General features: G+C 72.7%; 18 protein-coding genes. 14 read left to right on the top strand and 4 right to left on the bottom strand.

Annotated features, from left to right (window positions below):
* Window positions 1–56 precede the first annotated feature (56 nt).
* Entirely contained in the window at window positions 57–1,244 is a 1,188-nt protein-coding gene (locus ACTFAP_RS01800; RefSeq protein WP_495684868.1) for a DUF349 domain-containing protein, read from the bottom strand.
* A gap of 451 nt (window positions 1,245–1,695) precedes the next feature.
* Entirely contained in the window at window positions 1,696–2,541 is an 846-nt protein-coding gene (locus tag ACTFAP_RS01795; RefSeq protein WP_500468034.1) for a peptidylprolyl isomerase, read from the bottom strand.
* 121 nt (window positions 2,542–2,662) lie between these two features.
* Here ACTFAP_RS01795 and ACTFAP_RS01790 point away from each other — a divergent pair, with 121 nt between their 5' ends.
* From ACTFAP_RS01790 to ACTFAP_RS01775, 4 genes are all read left to right on the top strand, one after another.
* Window positions 2,663–3,376 (top strand): MBL fold metallo-hydrolase, encoded by a 714-nt coding sequence (locus ACTFAP_RS01790; RefSeq protein WP_436981864.1) that lies wholly within the window; start codon window positions 2,663–2,665, stop codon window positions 3,374–3,376.
* Window positions 3,377–3,388: 12 nt separating this feature from the next.
* Window positions 3,389–4,672 (top strand): histidine--tRNA ligase, encoded by a 1,284-nt coding sequence (hisS, locus tag ACTFAP_RS01785; RefSeq protein WP_495683223.1) that lies wholly within the window; start codon window positions 3,389–3,391, stop codon window positions 4,670–4,672.
* Between the two features lie 73 nt (window positions 4,673–4,745).
* Window positions 4,746–5,381 carry a vitamin K epoxide reductase family protein gene (locus ACTFAP_RS01780; protein ID WP_030727121.1) on the top strand — a complete coding sequence of 212 codons (636 nt, stop codon included), beginning with the start codon at window positions 4,746–4,748 and terminating at the stop codon, window positions 5,379–5,381.
* Between the two features lie 54 nt (window positions 5,382–5,435).
* Window positions 5,436–6,800 (top strand): replication-associated recombination protein A, encoded by a 1,365-nt coding sequence (locus tag ACTFAP_RS01775; RefSeq protein WP_436981868.1) that lies wholly within the window; start codon window positions 5,436–5,438, stop codon window positions 6,798–6,800.
* A gap of 31 nt (window positions 6,801–6,831) precedes the next feature.
* On the opposite strand, the gene ACTFAP_RS01770 is transcribed toward ACTFAP_RS01775, so the two are convergent.
* The gene (locus tag ACTFAP_RS01770; protein WP_500468033.1) at window positions 6,832–7,617 is read right to left on the bottom strand and encodes a DUF2470 domain-containing protein; all 786 of its coding nucleotides are present in this window, start codon (window positions 7,615–7,617) and stop codon (window positions 6,832–6,834) included.
* A gap of 55 nt (window positions 7,618–7,672) precedes the next feature.
* On the opposite strand from ACTFAP_RS01770, the gene rpsD reads away from it, so the two are divergent.
* A complete protein-coding gene (gene rpsD / locus ACTFAP_RS01765; protein ID WP_043176910.1) occupies window positions 7,673–8,284 on the top strand; it encodes a 30S ribosomal protein S4 in 612 nt (203 codons plus the stop codon).
* 25 nt (window positions 8,285–8,309) lie between these two features.
* Here the strand turns inward: rpsD and ACTFAP_RS01760 are convergent, their stop codons facing one another.
* Window positions 8,310–10,553 carry an ATP-binding protein gene (locus ACTFAP_RS01760; protein ID WP_500468032.1) on the bottom strand — a complete coding sequence of 748 codons (2,244 nt, stop codon included), beginning with the start codon at window positions 10,551–10,553 and terminating at the stop codon, window positions 8,310–8,312.
* Between the two features lie 208 nt (window positions 10,554–10,761).
* Between ACTFAP_RS01760 and ACTFAP_RS01755 the strand changes: the two genes are divergently transcribed.
* From ACTFAP_RS01755 to aroB, 9 genes are all read left to right on the top strand, one after another.
* Window positions 10,762–11,196: a DUF948 domain-containing protein gene (locus tag ACTFAP_RS01755; protein WP_500468030.1), complete on the top strand. Its 435-nt coding sequence runs from the start codon at window positions 10,762–10,764 to the stop codon at window positions 11,194–11,196.
* Between the two features lie 11 nt (window positions 11,197–11,207).
* Window positions 11,208–11,564 carry a DUF6167 family protein gene (locus ACTFAP_RS01750; RefSeq protein WP_390125101.1) on the top strand — a complete coding sequence of 119 codons (357 nt, stop codon included), beginning with the start codon at window positions 11,208–11,210 and terminating at the stop codon, window positions 11,562–11,564.
* Complete coding sequence (gene alaS, locus ACTFAP_RS01745) at window positions 11,564–14,230, top strand: alanine--tRNA ligase (protein ID WP_495683219.1); 2,667 nt, start codon at window positions 11,564–11,566, stop codon at window positions 14,228–14,230. The genes ACTFAP_RS01750 and alaS overlap by 1 nt, the downstream gene beginning before the upstream one ends.
* 3 nt (window positions 14,231–14,233) lie before the next feature.
* Window positions 14,234–14,698 carry a Holliday junction resolvase RuvX gene (gene ruvX / locus ACTFAP_RS01740; RefSeq protein WP_200368404.1) on the top strand — a complete coding sequence of 155 codons (465 nt, stop codon included), beginning with the start codon at window positions 14,234–14,236 and terminating at the stop codon, window positions 14,696–14,698.
* Between the two features lie 122 nt (window positions 14,699–14,820).
* Window positions 14,821–16,593, top strand: coding sequence for an endolytic transglycosylase MltG (gene mltG / locus ACTFAP_RS01735; protein WP_500468029.1), 1,773 nt, complete (start codon window positions 14,821–14,823; stop codon window positions 16,591–16,593).
* The gene (locus ACTFAP_RS01730) at window positions 16,593–17,435 is read left to right on the top strand and encodes a shikimate dehydrogenase (RefSeq protein WP_500468028.1); all 843 of its coding nucleotides are present in this window, start codon (window positions 16,593–16,595) and stop codon (window positions 17,433–17,435) included. The genes mltG and ACTFAP_RS01730 overlap by 1 nt, the downstream gene beginning before the upstream one ends.
* A 135-nt stretch (window positions 17,436–17,570) precedes the next feature.
* The gene (aroC, locus tag ACTFAP_RS01725) at window positions 17,571–18,755 is read left to right on the top strand and encodes a chorismate synthase (RefSeq protein WP_390125091.1); all 1,185 of its coding nucleotides are present in this window, start codon (window positions 17,571–17,573) and stop codon (window positions 18,753–18,755) included.
* On the top strand, window positions 18,752–19,267 hold the full coding sequence (locus ACTFAP_RS01720; RefSeq protein WP_500468027.1) for a shikimate kinase: 516 nt from the start codon (window positions 18,752–18,754) through the stop codon (window positions 19,265–19,267). The genes aroC and ACTFAP_RS01720 overlap by 4 nt, the downstream gene beginning before the upstream one ends.
* Window positions 19,264–20,367, top strand: a complete 1,104-nt coding sequence (gene aroB / locus ACTFAP_RS01715; protein ID WP_495683215.1) for a 3-dehydroquinate synthase — start codon at window positions 19,264–19,266, stop codon at window positions 20,365–20,367. The genes ACTFAP_RS01720 and aroB overlap by 4 nt, the downstream gene beginning before the upstream one ends.

The raw sequence follows: 20,367 nt of genomic DNA, 5'->3' as shown, positions 1-20,367 counted from the left end.
GGCCCCCGTACGGACCATCTCCGTACGGGGGCCACCGCCGTTCACGTGCCGCCCGCTCAGCCGCCGAACTCGGCCAGGCCCTTCAGCGCCTGGTCCAGCAGCGCCTGCCGGCCGGCCAGCTCCCGCTCCAGCTTCTCCGCCTTGGCGTTGTTGCCCGCCGCGCGCGCCTGGTCGGCCTGCCGGCGCAGCTTGTCCACCGCGTCCTGCAACTGGCCGGTCAGCCCCGCCGCGCGTGCCCGCGCCTCCGGGTTGGTGCGCCGCCACTCGGACTCCTCGGCCTCCGCCACGGCCCGCTCCACCGCGTGCCAGCGGCCCTCGATGGCGTTCTTGGCGTCGCGTGGCACGTGGCCGATGGCCTCCCAGCGCTCCCCGATGGAGCGCAGCGCCGCCCGGGCCGCCTTCACGTTGGTGATCGGCAGGAGCTTCTCCGCCTCGGTGGCGAGCTCCTCCTTGCGGGTCAGGTTCTCCCGCTGCTCACCGTCCCGCTCGGCGAAGACCGTGCTCCTGGCCTGAAAGAAGACGTCCTGTGCGGCCCGGAAGCGGGTCCACAGATCCTCCTCGGCGTCCCGGTGCGCGCGGCCCGCGGCCTTCCACTCCGTCATCAGCTCCCGGTAGCGGGCCGCCGTCACACCCCAGTCGGTGGACGAGGACAGCGCCTCCGCCTCGGCGATCAGCTTCTCCTTGCGGCGCCGGGTCTCCTCGCGCTGCGCGTCCAGCGAGGCGAAGTGCGCCTTGCGGCGCTTGGAGAACGCCGAACGCGCCTGCGAGAAGCGGTGCCACAGCTCGTCGTCCGCCTTGCGGTCCAGCCGCGGCAGGCCCTTCCAGGTGTCGACCAGGGCCCGCAGCCGCTCGCCGGCCGAACGCCACTGCTCGCTGCCCGCCAGCTCCTCGGCCTCGGCGACCAGCGCCTCCTTGGCGGTCCTGGCCTCCTCGCCCTGCTTGGCGCGGGCCGCCCTGCGCTCGCGACGGCGCTCCTCGACCACCGTGCCCAGCTGGTCCAGCCGGCGCCCCAGGGCCGCCAGGTCGCCCACGACGTTGGCCGCGTCCACCTGCTCGCGCAGATGACCGATGGCCGTCTGGGCGTCCTTGGCGGCCAGGTCGGTGGTGCGCACCCGGCGCTCCAGGAGATCGATCTCCACGACCAGGCCCTCGTACTTGCGCTCGAAGTACGCGAGCGCCTCGGCCGGCGAACCGGCCTGCCACGAGCCGACGGTCTTCTCCCCGTCGGCCGTGCGGACGTACACGGTGCCCGTCTCGTCGACCCGGCCCCAGGCCTCGCCGTCGCCGGCCGTCCCGCTCGGCGCCGGGGTGCCCGCCGCCGGGGTGCCCGCGTCGCCCGTGGCCACTGCCTTCGCCTCCGGGCCCGACGGGCCGGGCACCGGTACGGTGTCCGGCCGCGCTCCGGCATCCTGCCGTGCGTCGCGCGCCGCTGCCTCGTTCGCTTCGCCGCCCGGCAGGCCGAGTGTCGACTCGGTGTCTGTCTGCGGCCCGGCAGCCTGTCGTGCGTCGCTCACGGCGCCTCCCTCACACGATGCCGCGGTGCGTTGTGCCACGGCATCTTCCACGAATTTCATCCGGTCTCATCCGGCTTTCGGGCCCACCTGACCGGCGAGGGGCCCTGTCCCCGCCAAACATAGGCGACGCTCCGCCCGGCTGTCCGCCCCTGACGGAACGGAAATTCCCGCCGGGCGCGCCTCAGCCGGCCTCCACCGTCGCCGAGTCGATCACCACGGTGGCGTTCGGCGGGGTGTTCCCGGTCGTCGGGTCGGTGGTGTTGCCCGCGGCCACGATGGTCTCCAGAACGTCGAGACCCCCGGTGACCGTACCGAACGGGGTGTAGTCGGGCGGCAGCGGGCTGTCCTCGTACACCAGGAAGAACTGGCTGCCGCCGGAGTCCCGGCCGCTGTCCTCCTGCGGGTTGTACTGGTTGGCCATCGCCACCGTGCCCGCCGGGTAGATCCCGTCCGCCACCTCGGGGGCGTCCAGGTTCTCGTCCGGGATGTTGTAGCCGGGGCCGCCCGTACCCGTACCGGTCGGGTCGCCGCACTGCAGCACGTGGATGCCCTCGGTCACCAGCCGGTGGCACGGGCTGTGGTCGAGATAGCCCTCCCCGGCCAGGAACGCGAAGGAGTTGACCGTGCGCGGGGCCGCCTCGGCGTCCAGCGCGATCTCGATGTCACCGCAGGTCGTCGCCAGCCGCATGGTGTGGGCCGCCGACGTGTCCACCGTCAGCTCCGGCTCCGCGTCCCACTGCTGCTGCGAGGGCTCACCCTCGGCGGGCGCCGCGCAGGGATCCTCCGCCGGCGGGGCCTCGGTCTCCTGGTCCAGCGGATCCTGGGCCGCCGCGTCCGCGGTGTCGTCGTCGCCGGAGAACACCCCCATGGCCACCGCCGTGCCGCCACCCGCCACCAGCACCACCAGCACGGCGGCGAGCACGGCCTTGCGCCGCCGTGCCTTGCGCCACCGATCACCGCGGCGCTCCTGCTGGCGTTCCCACTTCGCCCGGGCGAGCTGCTTGCGCCGCTGCTCTTTGCTGACCACCGCGCTCCTCCTGACGTTCCCCGGTAAGCCTTGCGCCACCGTATACGGGTTCGCCCGCCCCGTACCGTCGCCGGTAGGCTTTCCGATCACAGCCGAAGCCGAGAACCACATAAGGACGCCTGTGCTCATCGCTGGCTTCCCCGCCGGGGCCTGGGGGACCAACTGCTATCTGGTCGCCCCCGCCGCCGGCGAGGAGTGCGTGATCATCGACCCCGGGCACCAGGCCGCCGGGGGAGTCGCCGCCACCATCGAGCGGCACCGGCTCAAGCCGGTCGCCGTGCTCCTCACCCACGGCCACATCGACCATGTCGCCTCGGTGGTGCCGGTGTGCGGCGCCCACGACGTGCCCGCCTGGATCCATCCCCGGGACCGCTCCATGCTCGCCGACCCGGAGAAGGCCCTCGGCAGCGCCATCGGGCAGCGGCTGCTGGGCGAGCTGACCGTGGGGGAGCCCGGCGATCTGCGCGAGCTGACCGACGGCACGACCATGGAGCTGGCCGGTCTGGAGTTCGGCGTCGCGCACGCCCCGGGCCATACCCAGGGGTCGGTGACCTTCGGGATGCCGGAGACCGGGGACGTCCCCCCGGTGTTCTTCTCCGGTGACCTGCTGTTCGCCGGCTCCATCGGACGCACCGATCTGCCCGGCGGCGACCACGCCGAGATCCTGCGCTCGCTGGCACGCGTGTGCCTGCCGCTGCCGGACTCCACGGTCGTCCTGTCCGGGCACGGCCCCCAGACCACCATCGGCACCGAGCGCGCCACCAACCCGTATCTGCGGGAGGTCGCCGCCGGCCAGGGCGCCGGGGACACCCCGGCGCCGCGACGAGGAATGTGAAGACGTCTTTCCGTGAGCACCTTCTCCGCCCCCAAGGGCACCTACGACCTGCTGCCCCCCGACTCCGCCGGCTACCTCGCGGTCCGCGAGGCGATGGCCGCGCCGCTGCGCCGGGCCGGCTACGGCTACGTCGAGACCCCCGGATTCGAGAACGTCGAGCTGTTCTCCCGCGGGGTCGGTGAGTCCACCGACATCGTCACCAAGGAGATGTACACCCTCACCACCAAGGGCGGCGACCACCTGGCGCTGCGCCCCGAGGGCACCGCGTCCGTGCTGCGCGCCGCGCTCCAGGCCAATCTGCACCGGGCCGGCAACCTGCCGGTCAAGCTCTGGTACTCCGGCTCCTTCTACCGCTACGAGCGCCCGCAGGCCGGCCGGTACCGGCACTTCTCCCAGGTCGGTGCCGAGGCGGTCGGCGCCGAGGACCCGGCACTGGACGCCGAGCTGATCATCATGGCGGCCGACGCCTACCGGGCGCTCGGGCTGACCCGGGTGCGGCTGCTGCTGAACTCGCTGGGCGACGCCGAGTGCCGTCCCGCCTACCGGGCCGCGCTCCAGGAGTTCCTGCGCGCCCTGGACCTGGACGAGGACACCCGGGCCCGGATCGAGATCAACCCGCTGCGGGTGCTGGACGACAAGCGGGAGTCCGTGCAGCGGCAGCTGACCGGGGCCCCCATGATGCGCGACCACCTGTGCACGGCGTGCGAGGAGTACCACGAGCGGGTCCGTGAGCTGCTGACCGCGGCCGACATCGTCTTCGAGGACGACCCCAAGCTGGTGCGCGGTCTCGACTACTACACCCGCACCACCTTCGAGTTCGTCCACGGCGGCCTGGGATCCCAGTCCGCGCTGGGCGGCGGCGGGCGCTACGACGGGCTCTCGGAGATGATCGGCGGCCCCGCGCTGCCCTCGGTCGGCTGGGGCCTGGGCGTGGACCGCACGGTGCTGGCCCTGCGCGCGGAGGGCGTGGAGCTGGACCTGCCCGCCGGCACCGACGTCTTCGCGGTGCCGCTGGGCGAGGCAGCGGCCCGCACGCTGTTCTCCCTGGTCACCACGGTGCGCCGGGCCGGGATCGCGGCGGACCTGGCGTACGGCGGCAAGGGGCTCAAGGCGGCCATGAAGGCGGCCAACCGCAGCGGTGCCCGGTACGCGCTGGTGGCGGGCGAGCGCGATCTGGCCGAGGGCGTGATCCAGCTGAAGGACCTCGCCAGCGGGGAGCAGCGGCCCGTCCCCGCGGACGCGCTGGTCAGCGAGCTGACGCGACTGCTCGGCCGACCGGGTAGGCCGAACGGGTGACACGGGACCCTTGGCAGGGGTCCCCGCTGGTGCAGAATTGGGGCCGTATCCGACGACGAGCGGGAATGGCGAGATGACGGCATCGGCGGTAGATGTGGAACGGACCCAGGAGCCTGCTCAGGACGCGCCCGGGGAGGTGGGGGCGGGTCGCGGTTTCGCGCTGCTGCTGGTGATCACCGGCTTCATGGGCCTGCTGGCCGCCTGGGTGATCACCCTGGACAAGTTCCACCTGCTGGAGGACCCGGACTTCACCCCGGCCTGCAGCCTCAACCCGATCGTCTCCTGCGGCTCCATCATGGAGAGCGAGCAGGCCAAGGTTTTCGGATTCCCCAATCCGATGCTCGGCCTGGTCACCTACGGAGCGGTGATCGCGATCGGCATGGGGCTGCTGGCCGGGGCCCGCTACCGGCGCTGGTTCTGGCTGGGGCTGCAGGGCGGCACGCTCTTCGGCGTCGCCTTCTGCACCTGGCTCCAGTACCAGTCGCTGTACGAGATCAGCGCGCTGTGCCTGTGGTGCTGCCTGGCGTGGGTCGCGACCATCTTCATGTTCTGGTACACCACGGCGCACAACATCCGGCACGGGATCATCCCGGCGCCCGCCGGTGTGAAGCGCACCTTCGAGGAGTTCCACTGGCTGTTCCCGGTGGTGCACGTCGCGATCATCGGCATGCTGATCCTCACCCGCTGGTGGGACTTCTGGACGGGCTGAGCCGCCGGGGGCGCTCCCGCCCGGCTGTCAGTGGGGTGACTTAGGGTTTCCGGTGTGGAGCCCGATCTGTTCACCGCCGCCGCGGAAGACCGTCAGGAGCGCGACCCGTCCGCCAGCCCGCTGGCCGTACGGATGCGCCCGCGCACGCTGGAGGAGGTCCTGGGGCAGCGGCATCTGCTGCGCCCCGGGTCGCCGCTGCGCCGGCTGGTGGGGGAGGGCGGCGGCGGTCCCGCCGGCCCCTCCTCGGTGATCCTGTGGGGGCCGCCGGGCACCGGCAAGACCACCCTCGCCCATGTGGTCAGCAAGGCCACCGACAAGCGCTTCGTGGAGCTGTCGGCCATCACCGCGGGGGTCAAGGAGGTGCGCTCGGTCATCGAGGGCGCCCGCCGTTCCTCCGGCGCCTACGCCCGGGACACCGTCCTCTTCCTCGACGAGATCCACCGCTTCAGCAAGGCCCAGCAGGACTCGCTGCTGCCGGCGGTGGAGAACCGCTGGGTGACGCTGATCGCCGCCACCACGGAGAATCCTTACTTCTCGGTGATCTCACCGCTGCTGTCCCGGTCGCTGCTGCTGACCCTGGAGCCGCTGACGGAAGACGATCTGCGCGGGCTGCTGCACCGCGCGGTGGCCGCCGAGCGCGGGCTGAACGGGGCGGTGGGGCTCCCGGAGGACAGCGAGGCCCATCTGCTCCGGATCGCCGGGGGAGACGCCAGGCGGGCGCTCACGGCGCTGGAGGCCGGAGCGGGAGCGGCGCTGGCCAAGGGGGAGCCGGAGATCACCCTGGCCTCCCTGGAGGAGGCCGTGGACCGGGCCGCCGTCACCTACGACCGGGACGGGGACCAGCACTACGACGTCGCCAGTGCGCTGATCAAGTCGATCCGCGGCTCGGACGTGGACGCGGCGCTGCACTACCTGGCGCGGATGATCGAGGCGGGGGAGGACCCGCGGTTCATCGCCAGACGGCTGATGATCTCGGCGAGCGAGGACATCGGGATGGCCGACCCGACCGCGCTGACCACGGCGGTGGCGGCGGCGCAGGCGGTGGCGATGATCGGGTTCCCCGAGGCGTCGCTGACCCTGAGCCAGGCCGTGATCGCGCTGGCCCTGGCGCCCAAGTCCAACGCGGCCACGGTGGCGATCGGCGCCGCGCTGGCGGACGTCAGGGCGGGTCTTGCGGGCCCGGTGCCCGAACATCTGCGGGACGCCCACTACAAGGGCGCGCAGAAGCTGGGGCACGGGGCGGGCTATCAGTACCCGCACGATCTGCCGGACGGCATCGCCGCCCAGCAGTACGCGCCGGACGCGGTCCGCGACAAGCGCTACTACCAGCCGACCCGGCGGGGCGCCGAGGCACGGTACGCGGATGTCGCCGAGCGGGTGCGGGAGCGGCTGGCGGGCGGCCGGGAGCCCCGCCCGTAACACCGGCGCCCCGCACCCCGGTGCCGGCGGTTCACTCCTCGACGGCCGCCGCCTCGAACAGATGCCGCATGGCCTGCCGCAGCTCCGTCACGTCGCGCACCGGCTCGGGGAACTCGAAGCGTGCGTCGAAGCAGTGCTCGCCGGCGCAGAACCGCACCCGCAGCCCGAACCTGTCCAGCCCCAGCGGCACCACCTGCCGCCAGGCGCCGCAGCTGTTGCCCCGGTCACCCAGCAGGGCGCACAGCGAGCGCAGCTGCGTCTCGTGGGAGGCGGCCAGGTGCTGGAGCAGTTCGGCCTCGTGCCGGGCCAGCGGGTCGGGCGAGGCGGCGGCGAACTCGTCGGGCTCCACCTGGGCGGCGCCCCACAGATCGTCGGTGTACGCCTCGCCCACCTCCAGGCGCAGCATGGTCCACTCGGGACCCGGTACCGGTCCGGCCGGATGCCGTTGCGCGAGCAGCTGGGAGGCCGCCGTGCGCTCGCTCCCCGCGACGGCGGTCAGCCACCCGGCGACCCATCCGCGACCCCGGATACGATGGGGTACGGAGACGGGGGCGACGTCGGTGATCTCCATCACCGCAGTAAGATCGTCACCTTGGGCGTGAACGGCGGCTCTGGCCGCCGGGGCACGGGCCGGGATCAGCAGCATCACATCTCCCGAGGCCGCAACGGCGCGGGATTCGGGTGTGCTGAGCCCTGGTTCGTCCAGTTCGGTGCCCGGAATGGTCAGACTCGCTGACGCGTTCGACTCCACGAGGGTGCGCACCCGCTCGGCTGCGGTGGGCTGTTGGGCGCTGATGGCGCTCCCAGGTCGAAGCATGCGTTCTCCTCCGCTAAGGTAAGCCTCACCTAACTTACACGGAGGTTTGTTCCACGTGAACCAATCACGCCCCAAGGTCAAGAAGTCGCGGGCGCTCGGCATCGCACTGACCCCCAAGGCCGTCAAGTACTTCGAGAAGCGCCCCTACCCTCCCGGCCAGCATGGGCGTGGCCGGAAGCAGACCAGTGACTACAAGGTCCGGCTGTTGGAGAAGCAGCGGTTGCGCGCCCAGTACGACATCAGCGAGCGGCAGATGGTCCGCGCCTACGACCGTGCACGCAAGGTCGAAGGCAAGACCGGTGAGGCTCTGATCATCGAGCTGGAGCGGCGACTTGACGCGCTGGTGCTCCGCTCCGGTCTGGCTCGTACCATCTACCAGGCCCGCCAGATGGTCGTACACGGTCACATCGCGGTCAACGACCGCAAGGTGGACAAGCCGTCCTTCCGGGTCCGCCCGGACGACGTGGTCACCGTCCGCGAGCGCAGCCGGGAGAAGCACCCCTTCCTGGTCGCCCGCGAGGGTGGCTACGCGCTGGACGGGGAGACCCCGCGCTACCTCCAGGTCAACCTCCAGGCGCTCGCGTTCCGGCTCGACCGGGACCCGCAGCGCAAGGAGATCCCGGTGGTCTGCGACGAGCAGCTGGTCGTGGAGTTCTACGCCCGCTGATCCCCTTCGGGCAGGCAGCCAAGCCCTAGCTCGCGATTCCCCGCCCGTACCCCGGTTCCCCCTCATCGGGGAAGGGATACGGGCGGGGGGCCGCGGCGGGCTCCACCGGCAGCGGCAGCAGCCCACCGGCTGTTGCCGGGCCGCCGTCCCCGGGTCGCAGGGCCCGCTCCACCGCGATCTCCGGCGTCAGCGCCGCGCCTTCCCGCAGCGCCTCCAGATAGCTGCCCTCACCCAGCGCCGCGCGCGCGAGCCGCTCGCACTCGTTGTGCGGCGCTTTGAAGTACCGCGAGCCGAACAGCGGCATCCCCACCGAGGGCCACAGCCGGCCGGCCGCCCCCTGGAGCACCGCGGCCTCCCGCGCCCGGTCCTCGCTCACCGCGACCAGCGCCAGCATCTCCAGCATCAGCACGGTCGCCACCAGGTCCCGGAAGCCCGCGCTGATCGCCAGCCCCTCCCGCAGCAGCGCCCCGGCCCGGGCCGGCTCCCCCTGCGTCCAGGCCGCGAAGCCCAGACCGAACAGGGCGTAGGCGCGCGCCCACAGCTCACCGTGCTCCGCGCACTCCCGGCGCACGCCCTCGCACAGCGCGATGGCGCGCTGCAGATCACCGCCGAAGGCGAGCGCGAGCGCCAGCTCCACCCGCCCCAGCAGCACATGGCTGTTGAGCTCGCCGAGCTCCGCGTAGCGTTCCAGCGCGCCGCTCAGCAACTCCTCGGCCCGCCGCACGTCGTCACTGATCAGTGCCAGGGCACCCATCCGCAGCAGGCTGTAGGCGATGGCCCGTTCGTCCCCGGTGCGCTCCGCCTCCTCCAGGCACTCGTGCAGCGCCGCCAGCGCCGTGACCGTGTCGCCCCCGAGCACCGCCAGATAGCCCGCCAGGCCCAGCGCGCGCAGCCGTACCGCGTTGTCGCCCGCAGCTCCCTCGCCGGGGTTCACCGGGTCGTACCGCTCGCGTTCCAGCGCCCGTTCCAGCCAGTGACGGCCCTCCTGGATCCGGCCGCAGCCCACCCAGCAGAACCACAGCGTGCCCGCCAGATACAGCCCGTGCCGGGGGTCGTCGTCCTCGTCCACGGCGAACTCCAGCGCCGCCCGCAGATTGGCGAATTCGTCGGTGATCCGCAGCGCCACCTCCTCCTGGCGCGGTGAGAACCACTCCAGCTCGCACCAGGTGACCAGGCCCGTGTACCAGTCGCGGTGCCGCTCCCGCAGCCGCCGGGTCTGACCGGTGGCCGCCAGCCAGTACGCGCCGTACGCCCGCAGGGTGTCCAGCATCCGGTAGCGCACCCCGGACGGCGCGTCCTCGCGGGTCACCAGCGACTGGGCGACCAGCTGGGCCAGGACGTCCAGCACCTGTTCCGCCGGGAGGTCGGTGCCCGAGCACACGTACTCGGCCGCCTCCAGGTCGAAGGCGCCGGCGAACACCGACAGCCGGGCCCACAGCAGCCGTTCCCGGGGCGAGCACAGCTCATGGCTCCAGCCCACGGCCGTGCGCAGCGTCTGGTGGTGCGGCGGCGCGTCCCGGGTGCCGCCGGTGAGCAGCGCGAAACGGTCGTCGAGCCGCTCCAGCATCTGCGGCAGGGACAGGGTGCGCAGCCGGCCGGCCGCCAGCTCCAGGGCCAGCGGAATGCCGTCGAGGCGGTGGCACAGGTCCGCCACCTGCTCGTGGTTGTCCGGGCGGAGCGCGAAGCCGGGCCGTACGGCGGCGGCCCGGTCCGTGAACAGCCGGGCGGCCTCCGGGGCGGCCAGCGGGTCGAGGGGGAACAGCTGTTCTCCGGCGATCCCCAGGGGGCGGCGCCCGGTGGCGAGCACCCGCAGCCCGGGCAGCCGGCGCAGGAGCTCCCGTACCAGCCGCGCGGATTCCTCCACCAGGTGCTCGAAGCCGTCCAGCACCAGCAGCAGCCGGCGGTGGGCCAGGTGCTCCAGCAAGGTGGTGAGGGGAGCGCGGCCGGAGTGGTCGGTCAGCCGCAGCGCGGCCACCACGCTGTGCTCCAGCAGCTGGGGATCGCGCGAGGCGCTGGTCTCGACCAGCCAGACGCCGTCGCAGAACCGTTCCTGCAGCTGTTCCGCGGCCCGGGCCGCCACCCGGGACTTACCCACCCCGCCGGTACCCGTCACGGTCACCAGCCGGGCCCGGATCACCTCGTGCCGTAACCGGTCGAGCTCGTTCTCCCGGCCGTGGAACGTGGTCAGCTCCACGGGGAGGTTGCCCGGCGTACGCCGGGGGCGGGAAGAGTCTCCGGCCGGTGATCCGGCATCCTCATTGCCTCGCATGAGAAACGCAGCGTACTCGGAGGTAAGCAGAACGTACAAACCTGAACGATTATCTTCGCCCCACCCTTGGCAGCACGCGCCGATATGCGGTACAGGGGCGCCCCGCTGGCGCGATAAGGTCGGGACGCCGCGGCAGCCGCCCGGCCGTCTGTCATGGTCAGCGGCGCGCGGCCCCAACTGTCGGAGAAACCCGAGGGAAGCGGTGCACGTGACCGGTGGAGAAGTGGCCGGCCTGCTGGTGGCTGTCTTCTGGGCGATCCTGGTCTCCTTCCTGGCCGTGGTGCTGGTGAGGCTGGCCCAGACGCTCAAGGCGGCCACCCGCCTGGTGACGGCGGTGACCGAACAGGCCGTCCCGCTGCTCGGCGAGGCGTCGGCGACGGTACGCACCGCCCAGACCCAGCTGGAGAAGGTGGAGACCATCACCACCGACGTCCAGGAGGTCACCTCCAACGCCTCCGCGCTCTCCGCCACCGTGGCCACCACCTTCGGCGGCCCGCTCGTGAAGGTCGCGGCCTTCGGCTACGGCGTGCGCCGGGCGCTCACCCGGCGCCCCGCGGGCACCGAGCGGACCCCCCGACGCACCGTCACCGGCCGCCGGCTGCCCGGCCAGCGCCCCTGGTCCCGCCGCGGCGGGAAGGACTGAGGAGCCCGACCATGTTCCGCCGCGCCTTCTGGTTCACCACCGGCGCCGCCGCCGGCGTGTGGGCCACCACCAGGATCCAGCGCAAGCTGCGCACGCTCGCCCCCGAGAGCCTGGCCGTCAGGGCCGCCGACCAGGCGGCCGCCGCCGGGCACCGGGTGCGTGACTTCGCCCTCGACGTACGCTCCGGCATGGCACAGCGCGAGCACGAACTCACCGAGGCCCTCGGGCTCACCACCGACCCCGACGGCCCCGACGGAGCCGCCGCCGAGCACCCGAACCCGACCACCACCCTCCGGGCCGTGCCGCGCCCGGCCGAACCCCGGGCCGTGATCCCCGGCCCGCACCGACCCGAAAAGAGGACCCACTGATGGAGTCGGCTGAAATCCGCCGCCGCTGGCTGAGCTTCTTCGAGAAGCGCGGGCACACCGTGGTGCCCTCGGCGTCGCTGATCGCGGACGACCCCACGCTGCTGCTGGTCCCCGCGGGCATGGTGCCGTTCAAGCCGTACTTCCTGGGTGAGGTCACCCCGCCCTACCCGCGCGCCGTCAGCGTGCAGAAGTGCGTGCGCACCCCCGACATCGAAGAGGTCGGCAAGACCACCCGGCACGGCACGTTCTTCCAGATGTGCGGCAACTTCTCCTTCGGCGATTACTTCAAGGAAGGTGCCATCACCCTCGGCTGGGAACTGCTCACCAGCTCCCAGGAGTCCGGCGGCTACGGCCTGGACCCCGAGAAGCTGTGGATCACCGTCTACGAGGAGGACGAGGAGGCCGAGCGGATCTGGCGCGACGTCGTCGGAGTGCCCGCCGAGCGCATCCAGCGGCTCGGCAAGGGCCCCAACTACTGGGACATGGGCGTCCCCGGCCCGTGCGGACCCTGCTCCGAGATCAACTACGACCGCGGCCCCGAGTTCGGCCCCGAGGGCGGCCCGGCCGTCAACGACGAGCGCTACGTGGAGATCTGGAACCTGGTCTTCATGCAGTACGAGCGCGGCCCCGGCGAGGGCAAGGACTACCCGATCCTCGGGGACCTGCCCGCCCAGAACATCGACACCGGGCTCGGCCTGGAACGCCTGGCGATGATCCTCCAGGACGTCCACAACATGTACGAGACGGACACCCTGCGCGTCGTCATCGACAAGGCCAGCGAGCTGACCGGGGTGCGCTACGGCGCCGCCGACCACTCCGACGTCGCGCTGCGCGTGGTCGCCGACCACATGCGCACCTCCGTGATGCTCATCGGCGACGGCGTCACCCCCGGCAACGAGGGCCGCGGCTACGTGCTGCGCCGCATCATGCGCCGCGCCGTGCGCAACATGCGGCTGCTCGGCGCCCAGGACGCCGTGGTCGGCGAACTGGTCGACGTGGTCCTCACGAGCATGGGCCAGCAGTACCCGGAGCTGCTGACCGACCGCAAGCGCATCGAGACCGTCGCGCTCGCCGAGGAGGCCGCCTTCCTGAAGACCCTGAAGGCCGGCACCAACATCCTCGACACCGCCGTCACCGACACCAAGGCCGCCGGCTCCGGCGTCCTCGCCGGCGACAAGGCGTTCCTGCTCCACGACACCTGGGGCTTCCCGATCGACCTCACCCTGGAGATGGCCGCCGAACAGGGCCTGTCCGTGGACGAGGCGGGCTTCCGGCGGCTGATGAAGGAGCAGCGCGAGCGCGCCAAGGCGGATGCCCGCGCCAAGAAGCAGGGCCACGCCGACCTGTCCGCCTACCGCGAGGTCGCCGACTCCTCAGGCGCCACCGAGTTCATCGGCTACCAGGACACCTCGGGCGAGGCCACCGTGGTCGGACTCCTGGTCGATGGTGTGAGCGCCCCCGCCGCCCAGGAGGGCGACGAGGTCGAGGTCGTCCTGGACCGCACCCCGTTCTACGCCGAGGGCGGCGGCCAGCTCGCCGACACCGGCCGGATCACCTTCTCCTCCGGCGCCGTGGTCGAGGTCCGCGACGTCCAGCGGCCGGTTCCCGGGGTCATCGTGCACAAGGGCGTCGTCCAGGTCGGCGAGGTGACCCTCGGCGCGGCCGCCGACTGCCGCATCGACGTCACCCGGCGCCGCTCCATCGCCCGCGCCCACAGCGCCACCCACCTCACCCACCAGGCGCTGCGCGACGCCCTGGGCCCCACCGCCGCCCAGGCCGGCTCGGAGAACGCCCCCGGGCGCTTCCGGTTCGACTTCGGCTCCCCGGCCGCGGTGCCCGGCTCCGTGCTCCAGGACGTGGAGCAGAAGATCAACGAGGTGCTGGCCCGCGACCTCGACGTCACCGCCGAGGTGATGTCGATGGCCGACGCCAAGAAGCAGGGCGCCATCGCCGAGTTCGGCGAGAAGTACGGCGACCGGGTGCGGGTGGTGACCATCGGCGACTTCTCCAAGGAACTGTGCGGCGGCACCCACGTGCACAACACCGCCCAGCTGGGCCTGGTGAAGCTGCTGGGCGAGTCCTCGATCGGCTCCGGGGTACGCCGCGTGGAGGCCTTGGTGGGCACCGACGCCTACCGGTTCCTGGCCCGGGAGCACACCGTGGTCGCCCAGCTGACCGAACTGGTCAAGGGCCGCCCCGAGGAGCTCCCCGAGCGCGTCTCCGGGATGCTGGGACGGCTGCGGGAGGCCGAGAAGGAGATCGAGCGGTTCCGCGCCGAGAAGGTCCTCCAGGCCGCCGCGGGGCTCGCCTCCGGGGCCCGCGACATCCACGGCGTGGCGCTGGCCGCCGGCCGGGTGCCGGACGGCACGGGCGCGGACGACCTGCGCAAGCTGGTGCTGGACGTCCGGGGCCGGATCCCGGGCGACCGTCCCGCCGTGGTGGCGCTGTTCACCGTGGTCAAGGACCGCCCGCTGACCGTCATCGCCACCAACGAGGCCGCCCGCGAGCGCGGTCTGAAGGCCGGCGACCTGGTGCGTACCGCCGCCAAGGCGCTGGGCGGCGGCGGGGGCGGCAAGCCCGACGTGGCCCAGGGCGGTGGCCAGAACCCGGCCGCCATCGACGACGCGCTGGACGCCGTCGAGCGGCTGGTCGCCGAGAGCGTCTGACGGATGAGACGCGGCAGACGACTCGCCATCGACGTCGGCGAGGCCCGGATCGGGGTCGCGAGCAGCGACCCCGACGGGCTGCTGGCGACCCCCGTGGAGACCGTCCCGGGGCGCGATGTGCCCGCCGCTCAGCGGCGGCTGGAACAACTGGTGGCGGAGTACGAGCCGCTGGAGGTCGTCATGGGCCTGCCCCGGTCCCTCGCCGGCGGCGAGGGACCGGCGGCGGCCCGGGTACGGGCCTTCGCGCAGGAGACGGCCCGGCGGATCGCGCCGGTGCCGGTGCGGCTGGTGGACGAGCGGATGAGCACAGTCACCGCCGCCCAGTCCATGCGGGCCTCCGGGGTGAACGCCAAGAAGGGCCGCTCGCGCATCGATCAGGCGGCGGCCGTGGTGATTCTGCAGAGCGCGCTGGAGACGGAGAGGGTGTCGGGCAGCCCGCCCGGGCAGTGCGTCGAAGTGGTTGTCTGATCGCGATACGGTAACGTTCCGCGCGACATGGCATGTCGTTCCACCAGGTCCCGCCGCGGCGGGGCTACCGGGGATCTCACCCCCGCGGACGAATGGCTGCCGCCTGCGTCACAAGGGGATCGATGACTGAGTATGGCCGGGGGCCTGGTGCCCAAGGGTGGCAGCCCGAAGACCCGCTCTACGGAGACCAGGGCTGGGCCGAGGGGCAGGGCGCCCAGGGCGCCCCCCAGGGCCAGGGCGACCCTTATGGATCCTGGGACCAGTACGGCCAGCAGCAGTACCCGGAACAGCAGGCGTACGGGCAGCAGCAGGCCTACGGCCAGCAGCAGCACGACCCGTACCAGCAGCAGTACCCACAGCAGCAGCAACCTTACCCTCAGCAACAGCAGTTTCACCAGCAGCAGGGGCAACAGGACTATTACCAGCAGCCCGGCCAGGGCCAGGGGTGGGACAACCAGGGCCAGTACTACGCCGATCCGTACGCCCAGCAGCAGGGCGGCGGTTACGACAACGGCGGCGGCTACCAGGACCCGTACGGCGCCCAGCAGCAGGGATACCCGGCCGCCGACGCGTACCAGCAGCAGCAACCCCACCAGCAGCCCGGCCAGCAGCCGCAGCCGCACCAGCAGCCGCAGCAGCCGGAGCCCGCGGCCCGGCAGCGCCGCCCCGAGCCGGAACCGGCCGGTGCCCCCGGCGGCCCGGGCCCCGACCCGGACACCGGCTGGGATCCGGGCCCCGACCAGGGCGAGGCCGACTTCTTCTCCCGGGGCGACGACGACGCCGACTGGGAGGACGAGGAGCCGCGCGGGCGGGAGCGGCGCGGCGGCAAGAGCAAGAAGAAGACCAAGGACAAGGGGCGCAACGGCGCCGCCTGTCTGGTGGTCGCGGTGGTGCTCGTCGGCGGCCTCGGCGGCGCGGTGTACTTCGGCTACGACTTCTACCAGAGCCGCTTCGGCCCGGCCCCCGACTTCGCGGGGGAGGGCACCGGCGAGGTCCAGGTGACCATTCCCTCGGGCGCCTCGGTCTCCCAGATGGGCAACCTGCTGAAGGAGGCCGGCGTCGTCAAGAGTCACGACGCCTTCGTCTCCGCCGCGACCAAGGACGGTGTCGCCCCGATCCAGGCCGGTGTCTACACCCTGCGGCAGGAGATGTCGGCGGACGCCGCCGTGGCCCTGCTCACCGACCCGGCGCAGCTCAACACCCTCATCATCGCCGAGGGCATGCGGGCCTCCCAGATCTACACCGCCATCGACCTCAAGCTCGACCTGGAGGAGGGCAGCACCGAGGAGGCGGCGGAGAACGGCGACCTGGGGCTCCCCGACTGGGCCGAGGACGATGTCGAGGGTTTCCTCTTCCCCGCCCGCTACGACGTGGGGGACAGCACCACTCCGGAGTCCCTGCTGAGCGAGATGGTGGACCGGGCGGAGGCGGAGTTCGAGGAGATCGACCTGGAGGGACAGGCCGAGGCTCTGGGCTTCACCCCGCGCGAGGTCATCATCATCGCCTCCCTGGTGCAGGCGGAGGCGCAGTTGCCCGAGGAGTTCGGCAAGGTCTCCCGGGTCATCTACAACCGGCTGGACATCGACCAGAAACTGGAATTCGACTCCACCATCAACTACGTGCGTGACGACCCGTCCCTGGATGTCTCCTTCGAGGACGTCAAGATGGATTCGCCGTACAACACGTACCAGGTGAAGGGTCTGCCGCCCGGTCCCATCAACAACCCGGGGCACCAGGCGTTCGAGGCGGCGTCCAACCCGACGGAGGGCACCTGGCTGTACTTCGTCACGGTCAAGCCCGGGGACACCCGTTTCGAGACGGACTTCGACAAACACGAGGAACACGTCAGGGACTTCAACGCGGAACAGGCCAGGAACCGCGAGAACAACGACTGATGACCCACACACCGCACCACCGCAGGGCCGCTGTACTCGGCTCGCCCATCGCCCACTCGCTCTCCCCGGCACTGCACCGCGCCGCCTACGCGGCGCTCGGCCTGCCCGGCTGGAGCTATGACCGCTTCGAGCTGACCGAGGAAGGGCTGCCCGGCTTCCTCGACGGCCTCGGCCCGGAGTGGGCCGGGCTCTCGCTGACGATGCCGCTCAAGCGCGCCGTCATCCCGCTGCTGGACGGGATCGGGGAGACCGCCGCCGCCGTGGAGGCCGTCAACACGGTCATCCTCGGGCCCGACGGCCATCGGCAGGGCGAGAACACCGATGTGCCGGGCCTGGTCGCCGCCCTGCGCGAACAGGGCGTCACCCGGGTGCCCCGGGCCGCCGTGCTCGGCGCCGGGGCCACCGCCTCCTCGGCGCTCGCCGCGCTGGCGCAGCTGTGCGACGGAGAGGTCACGGCGTACGTACGCGGCCCCGAGCGCGCCGCCGAGATGCGCGGCTGGGGTGAGCGCCTCGGTGTTCCGGTCACCACCGCAGCCTGGGAGGACGCCGCGCGGGCGCTCGACGCCCCGCTGGTGATCGCCACCACCCCGGCCGGCGCCACGGACGCGCTCGCCGCGGCGGTGCCGGCCGCGCCCGGCATCCTCTTCGACGTGCTGTACGAACCCTGGCCCACCGCCCTGGCCGCCGCTTGGTCGGCCCGCGGCGGCCGGCAGCTGGGCGGACTCGACCTGCTGGTGCATCAGGCGGTCCTCCAGGTCGAGGCGATGACCGGAGTGGCCCAGGCCCCGATCGAGGAGATGCGCGCGGCCGGCGAGGCCGCGCTGTCCTCGCGCGGGAACTGACCCCGCCCCGGCCCGGCGGCGGGCACTCACGGGCCACCTCCGGCCCACGTACTGGACGGGGCGGCGGTCCGTGCGGCCGGGCGTGGGAGGATCGGGGCAGCAGTTCAGCAGGGGTCGAGCACCGAAGGAGCACCGTTGAGCAGGTTGCGCTGGCTGACCGCGGGGGAGTCGCATGGCCCCGCCCTGGTCGCGACGTTGGAGGGGCTGCCGGCCGGGGTGCCGATCACCACGGAGATGGTGGCGGACGCGCTGGCGCGGCGGCGGCTCGGCTACGGGCGCGGCGCCCGGATGAAGTTCGAGCGCGACGAGGTCACCTTCCTCGGCGGGGTACGGCACGGCCTGACCCTCGGCTCCCCGGTGGCGATCATGGTCGGCAACACCGAGTGGCCCAAGTGGGAGAAGGTCATGGCGGCCGACCCGGTGGACCCGGCGGAGCTGGCCGATCTGGGCCGCGCCGCCCCGCTCACCCGCCCCCGCCCCGGCCACGCGGATCTGGCCGGCATGCAGAAGTACGGCTTCGACGAGGCCCGCCCGGTGCTGGAGCGCGCCTCCGCCCGGGAGACGGCGGCCCGCGTCGCGCTGGGCACCGTCGCCCGCTCCTACCTCAAGGAGACCGCCGGGATCGAGATCGTCTCGCACGTGGTGGGGCTCGGTGCCGCCGTCGCCCCCGCCGGGCCGGTCCCGGCCCCCGGCGACGTGGAGCGGCTGGACGCCGATCCGGTGCGCTGCCTGGACCCGGAGGCCAGTGCGGCGATGGTCGCCGAGATCGACCAGGCCCACAAGGACGGCGACACCCTGGGCGGCGTCGTCGAGGTGGTCGCCCACGGCGTCCCGGTGGGACTCGGCTCCCACGTGCACTGGGACCGCCGCCTGGACGCCCGGCTCGCCGCCGCCCTGATGGGCATCCAGGCCATCAAGGGCGTGGAGGTCGGCGACGGCTTCGAGCTCGCCCGGGTGCCGGGATCGAAGGCCCACGACGAGATCGTGCCCACCCCCGAGGGCGTGCGCCGTTCCTCCGGCCGCTCCGGCGGCACCGAGGGCGGCCTGAGCACCGGTGAACTGCTGCGGGTCCGCGCCGCGATGAAGCCGATCGCCACCGTGCCGCGCGCCCTGGCCACCATCGACGTGACCACCGGCGAGGCGGCCGCCGCGCACCACCAGCGCTCGGACGTGTGCGCCGTGCCGGCCGCCGGCATTGTCGCCGAGGCCATGGTGGCGCTTGTGCTGGCCGACGCCGTGGCCGAGAAGTTCGGCGGCGACTCGGTCCCCGAGACCCGCCGCAACGTCACCGGTTACCTCGACCACCTGGGGATCCGGTGACCGCTCCCCGCGTGGTGCTGGTCGGTCCGCCCGGCAGCGGCAAGAGCACGGTGGGCGCGGTGCTCGCCGAACGGCTCGGCACCACCTTGCGGGACACCGACACCGACATCGAACAGAACGCCGGCCGCACCATCCCCGACATCTTCGTCGAGGACGGCGAGGCCCACTTCCGCGCCCTGGAGGCCGCCGCCGTACGGGCCGCGCTCGGCGGGCACGAGGGCGTGGTCTCCCTGGGCGGGGGCGCCATCCTGGACGCCGGCACCCGGGCGCTGCTGGCCCCGCTGCCGGTGGTCTTCCTCCAGGTCGCGCTGCCCGACGCGATCCGCCGGGTGGGCCTGGACTCGGCCCGCCCCCTGCTGGCCGTCAACCCCCGCCAGCAGTGGCGCACCCTGATGGAGGCACGCCGTCCGCTGTACGAGGAGGTGGCCTCCACGGTCATCGACACCGAGGGCCTGACACCGGAAGAGGTCGCCCAGGCGATCGTCGACGCGATGGAGCTGACCGCCGCATGATCACCCCCGAACCGACGCCGCCGACCCGGATCCCCGTCGCCGGGAGTGAGGGCACCGCCCCGTACGACGTGCTGGTGGGCCGGGCGCTGCTGGGTGAACTGCCCGCCCTGATCGGCCCGGACGCCAAGCGGGTGGCCGTGCTGCACCCCGAGGCGCTGGCCTCCACCGGCGAGGTGCTGCGCGACGACCTGGCCGACCAGGGGTACGAGGCGATCGCCGTCCAGCTGCCGAACGGTGAGGAGGCCAAGACGGCCGAGGTCGCCGCCTACTGCTGGAAGGCCCTGGGCCAGACCGGCTTCACCCGTACCGATGTGATCGTCGGCGTGGGGGGCGGCGCCACCACCGATGTCGCCGGGTTCGTCGCCGCCAGCTGGCTGCGCGGGGTGCGCTGGGTCGCGGTGCCCACCACGGTGCTGGGTATGGTGGACGCCGCCGTGGGCGGCAAGACCGGCATCAACACCGCCGAGGGCAAGAACCTGGTCGGCGCCTTCCATCCGCCGGCCGGGGTGCTGTGCGACCTGGCGGCGCTGGAGTCGCTGCCGGTGCACGACTACGTCTCCGGGCTCGCCGAGATCATCAAGGCCGGGTTCATCGCCGACCCGGTCATCCTGGACCTGATCGAGGCCGACCCCGAGGCCGCCCGCAGCGCGGTCGGCCCGGCCACCGCCGAGCTGATCGAGCGGGCCATCCGGGTGAAGGCCGAGGTGGTCTCCGGTGATCTGAAGGAGTCCGGGCGCCGCGAGATCCTCAACTACGGGCACACCCTGGCGCACGCCATCGAGAAGAACGAGCGCTACAACTGGCGGCACGGCGCGGCCGTCGCCGTGGGCATGGTGTTCGCCGCCGAGCTGGGCCGGATCGCGGGCCGCCTGGACGACGCCACCGCCGACCGGCACCGCGCCATCCTGGAAGCGGTCGGACTGCCCGTGACCTACCGTGGCGACCAGTGGCCCAAGCTGGTGCAGACCATGCGGGTGGACAAGAAGACCCGGGGCGATCTGCTGCGCTTCATCGTGCTGGACGGGCTGGCCAGGCCGTCCGTCCTGGAGGGCCCCGACCCGGCGATGCTGCTCGCCGCGCACGCGGAGATCGCGGCCTGA

It is taken from the genome of Streptomyces sp. PH9007 (assembly GCF_059813725.1).
The sequence above is the reverse complement of the archived record's forward strand: the minus strand, read 5'-3'. Positions and strand labels throughout refer to the sequence as shown.